Below are 15,741 nucleotides of genomic sequence, written 5' to 3'. Positions count from 1 at the left end.
TGTTTTCAGCCAATCGCCAAAAGAGCGGCCACGGCCCGGGCTTAGGATCCCGCCCTGACATCCCGCCCTGCCGAGGGAGGTGGCCGTGGCACCCGAATCCCATCCGCACGGAGTCGAGGAGTTGTGCGAGGCCGGTGCGAACCTCTACGCCCGGGCACTCGACGAGGGGCGCGTACCGCACGAGGACGCCGATACGACTCCCTGCCTGATCGACTTCGGGCTGCTGCAGCGGGACGCCGGGGACGACCGGTGGCTGCTCCCGACGGCGCCCTCCGTGGCCCTGCCCCGGCTGCTGCGCGCTTCGGAGCGGCAGGTCGCGGCGGAGCGGGACCGTCAGGTGAAGCTGGCCGCCGTCTTCGAGCCGCTGATGGCCCTGCACACCGCGGGGGACTCGGCCGTGTCGTCGTCGGCGATCACCGTGCTGGAGGGGTTCCCGCGGATCGACGCCGTCCTCGACAGCGTCATCGCCGAGTGCCGTGAGGAGATCCTCACCGTCCAGCCCGGCGGCAAGCGGTCGGAGGAGGTGCTGAACCAGGCGCTCAGCCGGGAGCAGCCGGTGGTGGCCCGCGGGGTGCGGATGCGCACGCTGTACCAGCACACCGCGCGCCACTCCCTGCCGGTTCTCGGACACTTCGAGCATCTGCAGGGCGATGTGGAGGTGCGCACGCTCGACGAGGTGACCGAGCGGCTGATCGTGGTCGACCGTGAGGTGGCCTTCATCCCGGGGAGCAAGGACCGGTCCGTCGCTCTGGAGCTGCGCCATCCCGGGCTGGTCGACTACCTGGTGACGACGTTCGAACGCCTGTGGAGCCTTGGCACGCCCATGTACCCCTACGCAGCTCCGCAGCCCGTGAAGAACGGGCTCACGACGCGGCAACGGGCCGTCGCGCAACTGCTGATCCAGGGCTGCAACGACGCGGTCATCGCCGAACGCCTGGGCATGAACGTCCGTACGGTACGGGTGCACATCGCGAAGCTCGCCGATCTGCTCGGCAGCGAGAGCCGCGCCCAACTCGGCTACCTCATAGCCGAGTCGGGGATCCTGAAGCACGAGGGAACAGGCGGGTGACGGCTCGGCGGCCGGCACGGCTCAAGGCAGCAGCGACGACGTTCGGGGCGGGGAGTCCAGGCCCGTCTGCGCGATGCGGACGCCGAGCTGGGTGCGGCTCGCGGCGCCCAACGCCTCGGCGAGCTTGGCGATATGGGCGCGGGCGGTGCGGACGCTGATGCCGAGGCGTTCGGCGACCACCGCGTCCTGGTGGCCTTCGGCGAGCAGCGCGGCGATGGCCCGGTCCCGGTGGGAGATTCCGTCGATCCCGGTCTCCGGCAGGGGGGCGCTCAGCGGGATCGCAAGGCGCCACAGCCGCTCGAAGACGGTGCCGAGATAGTTCACCAGGGCCGGGTGGCGGATCTCCAGCGCGAGGGTGCGCTCCGGGTTGACGGGGATGAACGCGACCGTCCGGTCGAAGAGGATCAGCCGCTCGGTGACCTCGTCGAGGGTGCGCGCCTCCACCGCGTCGCCCATCATCTCCAGATAGTTGTGCAACCCCTGCCCGTGCCGGGCCACATGGGTGTACAGGTCCCGCATCCGCACCCCGCGCCGGCGCAGTTCCTGCGCCCGGTGCAGCCCTTCGGACAGTTCGCCCTCCCGGCGGATCCCGCCCGGCTGCACGGACAGCACCTCGTTGGTGCACACCTGCGCGGCCTCGTCCATGGCGGCGCGGATCCGGGGAAAGCCGTCGAGCACCCTGAGGGCGAAGCCGCGCACCGGCACCTGCTGGGCGCCCTCCAGCTCCGCGAAGCGCTCGAACGCAGCGGACGCCCTGCGCATCCGCTCCTGGCTGGCGGCGACGTCCGCGTTCATGTCGCGCAACAGCCGGGCCATCACCTCGTGCGGAGAGGTCGGCAGCAGCCAGCCCATGTCGTCGGGGTCCGGATGCAGAAAGGCGAGTTCCACCAGGCACGGCACCGACTCGGCGTCCTCTCGCGAAACCCGGCCCCGGCGCACCGCCCGTGAGTACACCCGCTCCCCGGCCTCGCACAGCCGGTCCGGCCCGTGCGGATGCGCGTCTCTGACGTGCCCGGCCATCTCCCACTCCTGGTCCCCGAGGGCTTCAGCACCCCGCCGCGCAACCGGCGGGGCCGCCACCTTACGCGAGCAACCAGGCCCCGACGCGGTCACGGACGGAGAACGCCGAAGATCCCGGTGAGAAGTGAAGTGGCGTGGACCAGTGAAAGGAATCGGGCCCAAGCCGACCCGAAAGGTGAACTGGTGTAGGTAAACGGTTCGTTGGGGCCGTAAGTTGTGCATTAAACAGTTCACGCCTCGGCTGAAAACAGACGGACGGTGGCCATGACCGACCATGCGACGACGCCCGGACCGGCGGACCAGAAGATCGACACCTCGGTGCCGCACTCCGCGCGCATCTGGAACTACTGGCTGGGCGGCAAGGACAACTACCGCGTAGACGAGGAGGCGGGCGACGCCTACACCGCCGTCTTCCCCGGCATCGTCACCATCGCCCGCAGCAGCCGCGCCTTCCTGCGCCGCAACATCGAGTACCTGGTCACCGAGGCGGGCATCCGGCAGTTCCTGGACATCGGCACCGGCCTGCCCACCGCGGACAACACCCATGAGGTGGCCCAGCGGCTCGCCCCCGAGTCCAGGATCGTCTACGTCGACAACGACCCCATGGTCCTCGCGCACGCCCGCGCCCTGCTCCGCTCCGCGCCGGAGGGCGCCACCGCCTACATCGACGCGGACTTGAAGGATCCCGACCGCATCCTGACCGCCGCCGCCGAGACGCTGGACCTCAGCCGCCCCACCGGCCTGATCCTCAGCAACATCCTTGGCCACCAGGCCGATTACGACGAGGCCCGCTCCATCGTCAAACACCTCATGGACGCCCTGCCGTCCGGCAGCCACCTCTCCATCAACGACGGTTCACGGGGCATCGACCCGGCCTACGAGGCAGCCCAGGACGCCTACAACGAGACCGGCGCCGTCCCCTACTTCCTGCGCCCGGTCGACCGGATCGCCGCCTTCTTCGACGGCCTGGACCTCGTGGAACCCGGTGTCGTCTCCGTCCCGCACTGGCGCCCGGACCCCGGCTCCCCCGCCCAGGACGCCGTCGGCGAGCACGGCGGTCTCGCCCGCAAACCGTGAGACGGCGGCGCGGGAAACCCCGAACTGGGGTACGGGCCCTGCGCATTGGGACGTAAGTTGTGCATTGAAAAGTTCACGCCTCGGCTGAAAACAGACGGACGGTACCCATGACCGAGCATGCGACGACGCCCGGACCGGCGGCGCATCAGAAGATCGACACCTCGGTGCCGCACTCCGCGCGCATCTGGAACTACTGGCTGGGCGGCAAGGACAACTACCCGGTGGACGAGGCGGCCGGTGACGCCTACACCGCCGTGTTCCCGGGCATCGTGACGATCGCCCGCAGCAGCCGCGCCTTCCTGCGCCGCACCGTCACGTACCTCGTCAACGAGGCGGGCGTCCGGCAGTTCCTGGACGTGGGCACCGGCCTGCCGACCGCGGAGAACACCCACCAGGTCGCCCAGCGCCTGGCACCGGAGAGCAGGATCGTCTACGTCGACAACGATCCGATGGTCCTCTCGCACGCCCGCGCCCTGCTCTACTCCACCCCCGAGGGCGCGACCTCCTACGTCGACGCCAGTCTCTTCGACACGGACCGCATCCTCGCCTCGGCCGCCGAGACACTGGACCTCACCCGCCCCACCGCCCTGATCCTCAGCGGCATCCTCGGCCATGTCGCCGACTACGACCAGGCACGCGGCATCGTTTCGAGCCTGCTGGGCGGCCTGCCCGCGGGCAGCTACCTCTCCGTCAACGAGGGTTCACGGGGCACCGACCCGGCCTACGAGGCGGCCCAGGACGCCTACAACGAGACCGGCGCCGTCCCCTACTTCCTCCGGCCGGTCGAGCAGATCACCGGGTACTTCGACGGCCTGGAACTCGTCGAACCAGGAGTCGTCTCCGTACCCCTCTGGCACCCGGACCCGGCGGACACCGCCCCGGAGCCCATCGGCCAGCACGGCGGCCTCGCCCGCAAGCCGTGACGAGGGTGACTGCCGGGGCCTGAGAGCAGACCTCGGGGCTCGCACGGCCCACTGCGAGCCCCAAGGTCGGCCCCGACAACTGGCGGAAATCGGCCAGTGATCGCCGCGTTACACACCGCACTTACCGTCCAGTCATGGCGGACATATTTGACGCGTACGCGTTGGCCGACGCGTGGGACGAGATGTTTGTGCGGCCGGGTGAAGTCAGGACCGCCTATGAGCCGGTACTGGCCGCACTCGAACCGATGGAGCCCGCGGAACTCCGATTCCGGGCCGACCAGATGGCGCGGGCGTTCACCGACCGCGGGGTGACCTACGCGTTCGCGGGCGAGGAGCGGCCCTGGCCACTGGACCTCGTACCGCGGATCCTCGACGCGCTGGAATGGGACCTGATCCAGCGGGGGGTCTCGCAGCGGGTCCGGGCGCTGGAGGCCTATCTCGCCGACGCCTACGGGCCCTGCCGGGCCTTCGAGGACGGCGTGGTGCCCTGGCGGCTGCTGCTCGGCTCCCCGCACTTCCACCGCGCCGCACACGGCATCGAACCGGTCGGCGGCGTACGGATCCACGTCGCCGGCATCGACCTCGTCCGGGACGAGGCCGGGGACTTCCGGGTGCTCGAGGACAATGTGCGCGTGCCGTCGGGCGTGTCGTACGTCATCGAGAACCGGCGCGCGATGACCCGGATCTTCCCCTCGCTCTTCGCCGAACAGCACGTGGTGCCGGTGGACGGTTACGCCCAGCGGCTGCTGGCCGCGCTGCGCGCGGCGGCTCCCGGCGGGGTCGCCGATCCCCGCGTGGTCGTCCTCACCCCCGGCCCCAACAACGCCGCCTACTTCGAACACGCCCTGCTGGCCCGGCTGATGGGCGTACAGCTGGTGGAGGGCCACGATCTGGTGTGCCGCGGGAACCGGGTGTGGATGCGCACCACCCGGGGCGAGATGCCCGTCCATGTCGTATACCGGCGCCTCGACGACGACTTCCTCGACCCGCTCCACTTCCGGCCCGACTCCGTGATCGGCTGCCCGGGCATCCTCAGTGCGGCGACGGCGGGCAATGTGACCCTCGCCAACGCCGTCGGCAACGGCATCGCCGACGACAAGCTGCTCTACACGTACGTGCCCGACCTCGTCCGGTACTACCTCGGCGAGGAACCGGTCCTCCCGAACGTCGAGTCCTACCGGCCCGACGAGCCGGGGCAGTTGGAGGCGGTGCTGGACCAGATCGACCAGCTCGTCGTGAAACCCGTCGACGGGGCCGGCGGGCAGGGCATCGTCATCGGGCCCAAGGCCGACGCGGCCACCCTGGAGCGCACCCGGAAGGCCGTCGCCGCCGACCCGCGCGGCTGGATCGCCCAGCGCCCGGTCGCCCTGTCCACCTCCCCCACCCTCGCGGGCGAGCGCATGGCACCGCGCCACATCGACCTGCGCCCGTTCGCCGTCAACGACGGCCGCGAGGTGTGGGTGCTGCCGGGCGGGCTCACCCGGGTGGCGCTCCAGGAGGGCAACCTCATCGTCAACTCCAGCCAGGGCGGCGGCTCCAAGGACACCTGGGTGATCTCCGAGGGCCCCGCCGAGCGTCCCGCTCCGGTCAGCCAGGACGGCCCGCTGCCCCAGGTCGCACCCCGTCAACTGGGTCCCGACGGCACCCACAGCGTCGTACAGGAAGGGGCACAGCAGCAGTGAACGACGTGATCCTCTCCCGGATAGCCGAGGCCCTGACCTGGACGGGCCGTTACGTCGAGCGGGCGGACGCCACCGGCCGCATCCTCGACGCCTACCTGCACCGCCTGCTGGAGGACCCCTGGCGCGACGAGGACGCCGCCTGCCGCTCGCTGTACGCGATCCTCGGTGTGGACGCCGGACCCGACCCCGTCGACATGCAGCAGGTCCTCGACCAGTTGGCCTTCGACGCGCGCTCGACGGGCTCCATCGAGGGCGCGCTCGGTGCCGCCCGGCTGAACGCCCGCAGCGCACGCGAGGCGGTCTCGTCCGAGATGTGGGAGTGCCTCAACTCGACGTGGCACGCGCTCGCCGACCAGCGCACGGCGGCACGGCGGACGGGCCCGTACGCCTATCTGGAGCTGGTGCGGCGGAGGGCCGCCCTCTTCTTCGGCCTCGCCGACTCCACCATGAGCCGCGACGACAGTTGGCGTTTCGTCGTCCTGGGCCGCAGCCTGGAACGTGTGGACATGACGGTCCGGCTGCTGTCCGTGCGCGTCCTGGACGCCGCGCACGCCCCCGACTGGCCGACCCTGCTGAGCGCGAGCGGGGCCGACGAGGCGTACGCGCGGGTCCACAGCGGCTTCGGCGACACCTCCAGGGTCGCCGAGTTCCTGCTGCTGGACCGGGAGTTCCCGCGTTCGGCGCTGCACGCGCTGACCACGGCGGAGGAGTGCCTGGCGGCGCTCGGCCGCCCCCGCCAGGACCCGGCGCGCCGCCCCATCGGCCGGATGCGCACCCGCCTGGAGTACCTGGACTCGGCGGGGCTCACCGACGCGCTTCCCGTGCTGCTGCGGGATCTGCAGACGTCGTGCATGGCCTCGGCGGAGGCCGTGGCGGATAAGTTCTTCCCGTACCAGGGGCCCGTGGTGTGGGCCCAGGAAGGAGCGTGAGGATGTCACGCCGACTGCGCATCCGCCACACCACGCACGTCTCGTACGCGCAGGCCGCCGTGTCCTCGCACAACGAGGTCCGCATGACCCCGCTGACCCTGCCGGGCCAGACCACCCTGGACGCCCGGGTCACCGTGCACCCGGCCACGGCCACCTGGTCGTACTGGGACTACTGGGGCACCCAGGTGACGGGCTTCGACCTGATGGAGCCGCACGAGGACCTGACCATCACCGCGGTGAGCCTGGTGGAGACGGCCCCACCCGGCCCGCTCCGCAAGGCGGCGAGCTGGGCGGAAGTGACCGAACAGGCGGACTGCTCCCGGCTGTTGGAATACGCGGTACCGACGTCACGGACAGCGGTACCCGCGGAACTCGTTGACCTGGCCCGCTCCGCCGCCGGGGGGCTTGACCCGCACGAGACGGCGATGGCGGTGTCGTCGCTGGTCGCGGACCGGGTGTCGTACGTGCCCGGCGCCACGGGTGTCAACACGCGGGCCGTGGAGGCGTGGGAGAAGGGTGCCGGGGTCTGCCAGGACATAGCGCACCTCACCGCCGGCCTGCTGCGCGGCCTCGGCCTGCCCACCCGCTATGTCTCGGGCTACCTCCACCCCGAGCGCGAGGCGGAACTCCACCGCGCCGTCGCCGGGCAGAGCCACGCGTGGATCGAGTACTGGGCCGGGGACTGGACGGGCTACGACCCGACGAACCGGACCCGCGCCGACGAGTCCCACGTGGTGGTGGGTCGCGGGCGCGACTACGACGACGTGACACCGCACAAGGGGATCTACCGGGGGGTGGCGGGTGGACCGCCGGAGGTGACGGTGGAGTTCACACGGGTGGCGTAACCGTTCCTAGAAACTGAGCGGGAGTGAGTCCTGTTGCCAGGACGCATGCTCAGTCGCGTGCTCCGAACGGTGTTGGGCACGCTGGTCGCCCGCGTTCTCTCCGTGTCCGGGCGGCACGACTCTCGATCGTGGTCCGGGAATGCGGGGGCGGGGTTCCTCACGCCTCCGGGACTCCGGTCCGGCCTGGGCGGTCCGATGCCCCACACGATCGCTCCGGTCGTGTGGGGGCGGTGTCGTCCGTCGCCGGATCGGATGCCCGAGGGCGCGCCGTCCGATCGCCACGGCTGCCGCGTCGTGGGGGGTGGTCTTGCGGGTGGATGTGGTCAGGGGCTGCTGCCAGTGCTGGGCGCCCCAGCGGGAGGTGTAGGCGGGGTCGACCGCGACGATCGCGATGTGCTGCTCGGCGGCCATCGCCACCAGCCGGGCCTTGAGCCGTGCGGTGGGGAAACGGGAGAGCAGCCGGCGGAAGCGTTTGTTGCGGCCGTGCTTCTCCCGCGTCTTACTCTCGGCGAAGTCGAGGTCCTCGATCGCGATCGCCGCGCTCCCGCACTGTTGGGTGTGGTGCAGCAGCCGGGTCAGGGCGTGGCGGATCTGGGCGTCACGGTGGGCGGCGGTGCCGGACAGGTCGTAGCTGAAGCGCTTGGGTTCGCCGACCGGGTTGCCGTGCACATCCAGCCGCCAGGCGGCGAGGTGGTCGTCGTTCATGTCCACCGCCACCACCCCGCCCGCAAGGGCCGCATTCAGCGGCAGGACGGAGGCGGGGGTGCGCTGCCAGCAGGCGGTCACATACCAGCGCCCACGGGCTGGATCGTGGTGGATGCGGTAGGCCACCGCCCGACCGGCGGTGATGCGGTCCGCCCACTCCTCGCCCCGGTGCCGGAAGTGCGCGGTGGCGTCGAGGAGGTAGCGGCCGTGCGGGGCGCTGGCCAGATGCGCGAGCGCGGCCGGGAGCCTGACCGAGACGGACCCGTCGGGGGTGATGCGGATGGTCTCGTTGCCAAAGCGCTTACCGGACTCCCCGTCCGCGGACAGGAACATCCGCGCCGCCTGCCACCGCTTCCGCCAGGCCTGCCCGTCCAGCCCGGCCTCATCGAGGTGGTGGCGCAGGCGGGCCAGCTGCTTGCCGCCGCGCACCACACGCACCCGGCCCGCCGCCCAGTCCGCCTCCAACCGCCCCAGCCGGTCCTTGAGTCCGTGCAGACGGCGCGCCTTGGCATGCCACTCCGCCCGCGAGCCATACCCGCGCACCAGCCCAGCCCGCTTGTCCGCCTTGGCGCGAAGCGGGCGGGCCAGCCGGGCCTCGATCGCGGCGATCTGCCCACGCAGCCACCCCATCTGCGCCACCTGACCACGCCGCGCCAACGCCCACTGATCATGCGTGGCCTTGGTGATACTGCCCGCCCACCGCGCCGACGAGCCCCCGGAAATCTCCCGCTTACGCGCAGCCCACATTGCGGCGTCATGGGCCAGGCCTTGCCGGGAACGCACCGCGAGATCCCGCGATGCCAGCGCACCCAGGAACATGCCGACCTCGGCCAGCACCGCCGCGTCCGTCTCCGACACCCGCAGCCGGGCCCGGACAGCGACCCCCGAGGGACCGGGCACCACAAACGGCGCCGCCACCTCCCGCAACCCGCCCAACCCCACACCCCCACCCGCACACCGAAGCACCCGCCACCGCACCCAACGAACCCCACCCGCAAAGGTCACGCATTCGACACACAAACCCCCGTTCAACAAACTCCGAAACCATCCGCGCCCCCGTCACGGGCACCGGCACTCACTCACACGGCCCATGCGCGTTCGCGCTCGGTCAAACGGCAGCAGTACGAACCCCCTGCCTTCGCGGCGTCCACCGCCTTGCTCCTGCGGTGGCTTGCCCGGGGGCTCCCCCGGGGGATCTCGCCCGGAGGGTCTGGCCGGGATCCTTCCCCGGGCCTAGCCCAGGGGCTTCCCGGGGTCTCGCCCCGGTCCCCCGGCTGGGTGAGCCCGGTTCTTGCTTGGGGCTGCGCCCGGGGTTCCTGCTCGGGGCTGCGCTTCCGGTCCCGCCTGGGGCTGCGCTCCCCTTCCCCCGTGCGGGGCTGGGTCCCCCGGGTTCCTGGCCAGGGGTCGCGTCCCCCGGTCCCGCCTGGGGGCCTCGCCCGGGGCTTCCCCCAGGGACCTCTCCCGGGGCCTCTCCCGGGGACCTTCCCCGGAGGCCTTGCCCCCGGGGTCTCATCCGGGGATCTCCCCCAGTGGGCCTCGCCGCCCTCAGGAAGCGCGGTCGAGCGTCGGGCACGGACAACGTGTCACCCGGTCGCCGCCCAGCTCTTCAGGAGCGCCTCCCTGGCCGGCCGCCACGGTGTCACCCCGTCGCCCTCGGCGTGGCCCCATTCCAGCAGCCGCGCGACGTCCACCGTTCCGTCGACGAACCGCTCGAGCAGGGCCACCGACAGGTCGTACTCGCTCTGCACATAGCCCCCGACGGGTGCCGAGTACACCGACAACTCGGCCTTCTCGTCGGCCGTCCGGACATGGATCTCGAAGGAGGGCGGAGTCGCCCCACCCCCGACCGCGACATCGATGACGGTGTCCACCGCGGTGTTGACGAGCCATCGGGAACTGGAGCGCACCGGGGCGTAGTGCACGCTGACCTCCTGCACGTCCGCCCAGGCCCAGAAGCCCTTCTGGTCGGTCCCGAGCCCCTCCACCCCCTCCGGAGTGAGCCGCACGCCCCACCCGCTCCCTTCCGGCTCGGCGCCCACGTAGACGCTCTCCCGCGTTATCCAGAACAGGCCGACCATGGTCAAGGGGTGCCTCCAGCGAAGGACGGTGCGGCGCGCAACGGCCGCGACGGACACAGGAACTCAAGCTTTCCCTATGACGTCCGCTTTCCGAACTGCGTTCGCACGCGTTCGGCACTCCGATGTCCATCCCGACCGGGGTGCATTTCCTCACCCGCTGCCGGCGTTCCATCGTGGACGGTTCGGCGACCGGGAACGCAGGATTCCGACGAACCGAGCGGCCACCGATAACAGTTACGTTGCTGTGATTCGCGTCACATCTGACATATGCAGTGTCGGTTCCCCTTCTCGCCCCGTCCGGCATGCGCAGCACCAGAGGCGTTGCCCACCACCTCCGCCAACTTCCGCCTCCAGATGGTTATATGACGATTCATCAGACCATGTTTCCACTGGCTCAAAATCGATGATCCACGCCACGAAGTTCGCCCGGGGAAGCCTGTCTTCGTCGCACCCGTCCCGGATGCTCCGGTGACGTTTGTGTTTCTTGCGTAAAGAAACGATGGATGCGCCTCTAGAGTCCCTGCCATATATGACACAGACCGCACTTTTTGGATCATGTTCGATCCCAGTGCGTTCCTGGGGGGACCTCGTTGATGTCGGACTACTTCGACGATTTTTGGTCATGGATCGTTGCAGCGGTGGGGGAAACATCGTGGCGTGAGGTGATGCCGCTGGGCATCGCCGGTGCGTTCGTCTGGGGGCTATGGCTCTACCGGGCAGTGCTCTCCCGCTTCGCCAAGCCGATCGTGAACAACTACCGGACTTCCGTGTCCGTCGTGGTTCCCGCCTACCGCGAGGACCCGGACATCCTGCTCGACTGCCTGGAGACCTGGCTGGCCCAGGGACCCAACGAAGTGATCATTGTCCCGGACGTCGAGGACCACGAGGTGCTGCGCAGGCTTTCCGCGGTGCGGGACCCGCGGGTGCGGGTGCTCGCGTTCGAGCACCGGGGCAAGCGGTCCGCGCTGGGCGTGGGCATCCGGGCCGCGCGCTGCGAACTCGTGGTGCTGGTCGACTCGGACACCCGCTGGCAGGCCGGCCTGCTCGACGCCGTGCAGATGCCCTTCGTCGACCCCAAGGTCGGCGGGGTCGGCACCCAGCAGAACGTCTTCATGCGCCGCAGCAGCATCTGGCGGCGCATCGCGGACTGGCTGGTCAATCTGCGCTACTACGACTACGTCCCGGCGATGGGCCGGGCCGGCGCCGTCGCCTGTCTGTCCGGCCGTACCGCCGCCTATCGCAAGGCCGCCGTCGATCCCGTCCTCGAGAACCTGGAGAACGAGTTCTTCCTCGGCCGACGCTGCGTCGCCGGCGACGACGGCCGGCTGACCTGGCTGGTGCTGGCCTCCGGGTACAAGACCGTGCACCAGTCGAGCGCGCGTGCGCTGTCCATGTTCCCGTCCTCGTTCCGGGCTTTCGTCAAGCAACGGGTGCGCTGGAGCCGCAACTCCTACCGCTGCTATCTCACTGCCCTGTACAAGGGCTGGCTGTGGCGGGTACCCCTGGTCACCAAGATCACCGTGCTGCAGATCCTGCTGACGCCCGTGACCATGGGCATGGCATTGGGCTATCTGCTGTTCAGCCGACTCGAACTGACCGGCCGCGGTGTGGTCCTGGTGCTGATCTGGCTCTTCGTGGGGCGGGGCATCCGCGGCTATTCGCACCTGCGCAGACACCCGCAGGAGATCCTTCTGCTGCCGTTGCTGGCCCTCGTGGTCGTCATGATCTCGCTGCCGATCAAGCTGTGGGCCTTCATCACCATGAACAAGCAGGGTTGGCTGACCCGGACCAGCACCAGCATCGGCGGCGAGGGACAGAACGCCGCATCGCTCTCGGGCAACGGCCCCCACCGTCCCTCCGCCGACGGCCGCCGGGCGGGGGCGTTCCAACCGTGACGCTCCATCAGCCACCGCGGACGCGCCGGGACCTGGCCACCGAGGACCTGGTCGGCCACCGGGCCGCGCGGGGGAACGGTCACGCAGCCGTTCGTCCCGCCGGCTACGAGGCGTGCGACGGGACCGACCGCCCGAAGAACCACGGGACCACCCACCGAACCGACCGCGAGGCCGGCTCCTCATCCGGCCACTCGACGAACGGCGACGCCACCCGCCACACCGAGCCCCGGCCTGCCCCCGTGCCCCGCCGTGCGGCCGCTCACGGCGGGTACTCCCCACACCGCCCTCGATTCCCCCTGGGGTCCACCCTGTTGACCGCCCGTATCCTCCACGGCCGCGCCGTCCTCCCCGCCTCCCGCGCCGCCCTGCGCGGTACGGCGACGGCCGCCGCCTTCCTGCCCCTGGTCGCCGTCGCACTCCTCGGCTCCGCGCCCCTCGCTCATGCCGCGCCGAAGGCGGCCGCGGCGGGAAGCGTCCTCGCCGGAGTACGGGCCGAATCCGACGACGACGGTGAAGCACCCAAGTTCACCCCCGAGGAGTCCGAGGCCCAGGCCGCCCTCGTCGATGCCGAGGACCACCGGCTCGACCAGGTCCGTGCCGTCGCCGCCGTCGCCCCGCTGAAGGGCGCCAAGTGGTCACAGCCGTACCGCCTGGACACCGGCAGCGGCTACACCCTGGTCCTCACCGCGCGCACCAAGCCGTACGGTGTCTCGGACCTGCTGTCACTGGCCCCGCAGACCTTCGTCCGCAAACGTGACGGCTCCTATCTGCTCACCGAGAACCTGTACCTCAACGCCGGCGCCAAGCTGAAGCTGTCCAACCCGGGCGGCCTGACCATGCGCATGGCCAGCAGCAACAAGGGCTTCGTCTCCATCGTCTCGTTCGGCGGCCGGCTCATCCTGGAGGGCACCGCGCAGGCTCCGATGAAGATCGGCAGCTGGGACACCAAAACCAACAAGCCGGACACGGACCCGCGCGACGGCCGGGCGTACATCCGTGCCATCGGCGGCCAGTTCGCGATGAAGTACGCCGCCGTCAGCGACCTCGGCTTCTGGAGCGGCCGCACCGGCGGCCTCAGCCTCACCGGAACCGACCGTCCCGACACCGGCAACATCGACGGCCCGGACACCCCGACCAGCGACGACCTCAACCAGCGCGAGCGGGCGGAGGCCGCCGACAAGGCGGAGAAGGAAGCCGAGCAGATACCCAGCAGCGGCGGCGTCCTCGCCCAGCCATCCGGTGAACTGACCACCCCGGACAGCAGGTTCACCGTGCCCGACCTGTCGTACGTGTCGGCGGAGGTCGACCACTCCACCATCAAGGGCAACACCTACGGGCTGTTCGTCTCCGGCGCCACCGGCGTCAGCATCACCGACACCAAGGTGTCGAAGAGCTTCCAGGACGGCCTCGTACTCCACCGCTACGTCACCAACGCCGACGTCGCACGGACCACCTCCAAGGACAACGGCGGCGACGGCTTCGTCCTCGCCCGCGCCACCCAGCAGGTCCAGGTCACGGGATCCACGGCGAGCGGCAACAAAGGCAACGGATTCACGCTCAGCGGCCGCCCCCTGGCGAGCGGCCCCTCGGCCTCCGGCGAGTCCATCAGCAGCTACGGCTCCAACTCCGTCTCCAACAGCACCGCCGACGACAACGGCCGCTACGGCATCGAGATCCTCGGCGGCATGGACGTCGGCGTCCAGAACAACAACGTCCGCGGCGGGGACATGGGCATCGTCGCCCGCCAGGAGGCCGCCAAGGTGGCCATCACCGGAAACCACCTCAAGGGCCAGGTCCGCCAGGGCATCTCGGTGCGCGACGGTGTGACGGAGGCGCAGATCACCGGGAACATCGTGGAGAACGCCGACACCGGCGTCTACGTGCGCGATTCGGTCGCCGAGGTTCGCGGCAACACCATCCAGGACGCCACCAACCACGGCGTGTCCATGGTGGGCGGCGTCGACGGCTCGACGATCTCCTACAACGTCATCGCGGGCGTCGGGCCGAGCGCCCTGGACACCGTTCGGGCCGGCGGCGACATGGACATCAAGAAGAACCAGACCTTCGCCTGGCACGACACCAGCTCCTTCTGGACGAAGTTCCGGCACTACGCCAGCCCGATGACGCTGCTGTGGACCTTCATTCTGCTGCTCATCCTGATGTCGGCCGTGATGGGACAGCGCCAGCGCGGCAACCGGGGTCGCGGACGCCGCGGACGCGCCCACCCCTACGCCGACAAGAAGCCCCTGCCGACCCCTCCGCCCACGGAGATCCGCCTGGCAGCACACGAACGGGTTCCGGTGATGACCCATGACCAGTGGTAATCGCGCGCTGTGGCTGGCCACGGGGGCGTTCCTGTGCTCCGTGATCGCCCTCATCGTGGCCGTGACCTCCGGCGGGGACCCCGACACCCCGGCCGGGGCCACCGGACCGGTCGGCCCCACCCTCACCACCCGCACGCCGGCCGCATCCGCGACGGAACCGGACGAGGACGACACCACACCGGCCTCGTCCGCCCCCGCCGCAGACCCGTCCGGACCGGCCGCCACCGGCGACACCGGCGCGCCGACGGCCAGGACGCTCAAGTGCCCGGCCGCCACTGTCACGGTGAACGACTCCGCCTCGCTGGAACAGGCCCTCGCCGACGCCGGCCCGGGGGACAGCATCCGGCTGGCCGACGGCACGTACCAGGGTCGTTTCAAGGCCACCACGCCGGGCACCGCCGACCGACCCGTGTACGTCTGCGGCGGTTCCGCAGCGGTCATCGACGGCGAGGGCATCGACGGCGGATACGGCTTCCACCTGGACGGCGCCAGCCACTGGCGGCTGGTCGGCTTCACCGTCCGCAACAGCCAGAAAGGCGTGATGGCGGACCGTGTGCAGGGCGCCGTCATCCAGGGCCTGACCGTCGAACGCATCGGCGACGAGGCCATCCATCTGCGCAACTTCAGCTCGGACAACGTCGTCCAGGACAACACCGTCCGCGACACCGGCAACCGGCGGGAGAAGTTCGGCGAGGGCATCTACATCGGCTCCGCCGAGTCCAACTGGTGCACGGTCTCGGACTGCAAACCCGACGCCAGCAACCGCAATGTGATCCGCGGCAACGGCATCAGCGACACGACCGCCGAGTCCATCGACATCAAGGAGGGCACCAGCGACGGAGAAGTCATCGGCAACACCTTCGACGGCTCCGCGCTCAGCGGCTCGCACAACGACTCCTGGGTCGACCTCAAGGGCAACGGCTGGCTGGTCCAGGGCAACACCGGCCGCCACGCACTCCAGGACGGCTTCCAGACCCACGAGATCGTCGACGGCTGGGGCGCCGACAACACGTTCAAGGGCAACACCGCACACGTGGACGGGCCTGGTTACGGCTACAAGCTCACACCCGTCAACGGGAACAAGGTCACCTGCGACAACAAGGCGACAGGGGCGGCCGAGGGCCTGGCGAACGTCGACTGCACTCCTTCCTGAGCCGCCCACCCAACCCTTCACAGCGCCGCCCCCACGCGCAT

Annotated in this window: 12 protein-coding genes; 9 read left to right on the top strand and 3 right to left on the bottom strand. The window is 70.3% G+C overall.

Features of this window, described 5'->3' with window-relative positions; all coding sequences use genetic code 11:
* Nucleotides 1–85 precede the first annotated feature (85 nt).
* The gene (locus EF387_RS30025; protein ID WP_128379772.1) at nt 86–1,069 is read left to right on the top strand and encodes a helix-turn-helix transcriptional regulator; all 984 of its coding nucleotides are present in this window, start codon (nt 86–88) and stop codon (nt 1,067–1,069) included.
* Between the two features lie 21 nt (nt 1,070–1,090).
* Here the strand turns inward: EF387_RS30025 and EF387_RS30020 are convergent, their stop codons facing one another.
* Complete coding sequence (locus EF387_RS30020) at nt 1,091–2,089, bottom strand: helix-turn-helix transcriptional regulator (protein ID WP_128379771.1); 999 nt, start codon at nt 2,087–2,089, stop codon at nt 1,091–1,093.
* A gap of 264 nt (nt 2,090–2,353) precedes the next feature.
* On the opposite strand from EF387_RS30020, the gene EF387_RS30015 reads away from it, so the two are divergent.
* The 5 genes from EF387_RS30015 to EF387_RS29995 all read left to right on the top strand — a co-directional run bounded on the left by EF387_RS30015 (nt 2,354) and on the right by EF387_RS29995 (nt 7,545).
* Nucleotides 2,354–3,166, top strand: coding sequence for an SAM-dependent methyltransferase (locus EF387_RS30015; protein ID WP_128379770.1), 813 nt, complete (start codon nt 2,354–2,356; stop codon nt 3,164–3,166).
* A gap of 107 nt (nt 3,167–3,273) precedes the next feature.
* Nucleotides 3,274–4,089, top strand: coding sequence for an SAM-dependent methyltransferase (locus EF387_RS30010; RefSeq protein ID WP_128379769.1), 816 nt, complete (start codon nt 3,274–3,276; stop codon nt 4,087–4,089).
* Nucleotides 4,090–4,223: 134 nt separating this feature from the next.
* Nucleotides 4,224–5,771: a circularly permuted type 2 ATP-grasp protein gene (locus tag EF387_RS30005; protein WP_128379768.1), complete on the top strand. Its 1,548-nt coding sequence runs from the start codon at nt 4,224–4,226 to the stop codon at nt 5,769–5,771.
* Nucleotides 5,768–6,700 (top strand): alpha-E domain-containing protein, encoded by a 933-nt coding sequence (locus EF387_RS30000; protein ID WP_128379767.1) that lies wholly within the window; start codon nt 5,768–5,770, stop codon nt 6,698–6,700. The genes EF387_RS30005 and EF387_RS30000 overlap by 4 nt, the downstream gene beginning before the upstream one ends.
* 2 nt (nt 6,701–6,702) lie before the next feature.
* Complete coding sequence (locus tag EF387_RS29995; protein WP_128379766.1) at nt 6,703–7,545, top strand: transglutaminase family protein; 843 nt, start codon at nt 6,703–6,705, stop codon at nt 7,543–7,545.
* A 6-nt stretch (nt 7,546–7,551) separates the two neighbouring features.
* Here the strand turns inward: EF387_RS29995 and EF387_RS29990 are convergent, their stop codons facing one another.
* A complete protein-coding gene (locus EF387_RS29990; protein ID WP_420802640.1) occupies nt 7,552–9,168 on the bottom strand; it encodes an IS200/IS605 family accessory protein TnpB-related protein in 1,617 nt (538 codons plus the stop codon).
* A 665-nt stretch (nt 9,169–9,833) separates the two neighbouring features.
* Nucleotides 9,834–10,328 carry a hypothetical protein gene (locus EF387_RS29985; RefSeq protein WP_238431800.1) on the bottom strand — a complete coding sequence of 165 codons (495 nt, stop codon included), beginning with the start codon at nt 10,326–10,328 and terminating at the stop codon, nt 9,834–9,836.
* Between the two features lie 638 nt (nt 10,329–10,966).
* On the opposite strand from EF387_RS29985, the gene EF387_RS29980 reads away from it, so the two are divergent.
* The 3 genes from EF387_RS29980 to EF387_RS29970 all read left to right on the top strand — a co-directional run bounded on the left by EF387_RS29980 (nt 10,967) and on the right by EF387_RS29970 (nt 15,700).
* Complete coding sequence (locus EF387_RS29980; RefSeq protein WP_238431782.1) at nt 10,967–12,223, top strand: glycosyltransferase family 2 protein; 1,257 nt, start codon at nt 10,967–10,969, stop codon at nt 12,221–12,223.
* 311 nt (nt 12,224–12,534) lie between these two features.
* Entirely contained in the window at nt 12,535–14,547 is a 2,013-nt protein-coding gene (locus EF387_RS29975; protein ID WP_238431781.1) for a right-handed parallel beta-helix repeat-containing protein, read from the top strand.
* Nucleotides 14,534–15,700, top strand: coding sequence for a right-handed parallel beta-helix repeat-containing protein (locus tag EF387_RS29970; protein ID WP_128379763.1), 1,167 nt, complete (start codon nt 14,534–14,536; stop codon nt 15,698–15,700). Before EF387_RS29975 ends, EF387_RS29970 begins: the two co-directional genes overlap by 14 nt.
* Nucleotides 15,701–15,741 lie beyond the last annotated feature (41 nt).

The sequence above is a fragment of the Streptomyces cavernae genome (assembly GCF_004023625.1).
GTDB classification, from domain to species: Bacteria; Actinomycetota; Actinomycetes; order Streptomycetales; family Streptomycetaceae; genus Streptomyces; species Streptomyces cavernae.
Note: the sequence above shows the minus strand (reverse complement) of the source record. Positions and strands in the feature narration are given on the sequence as shown.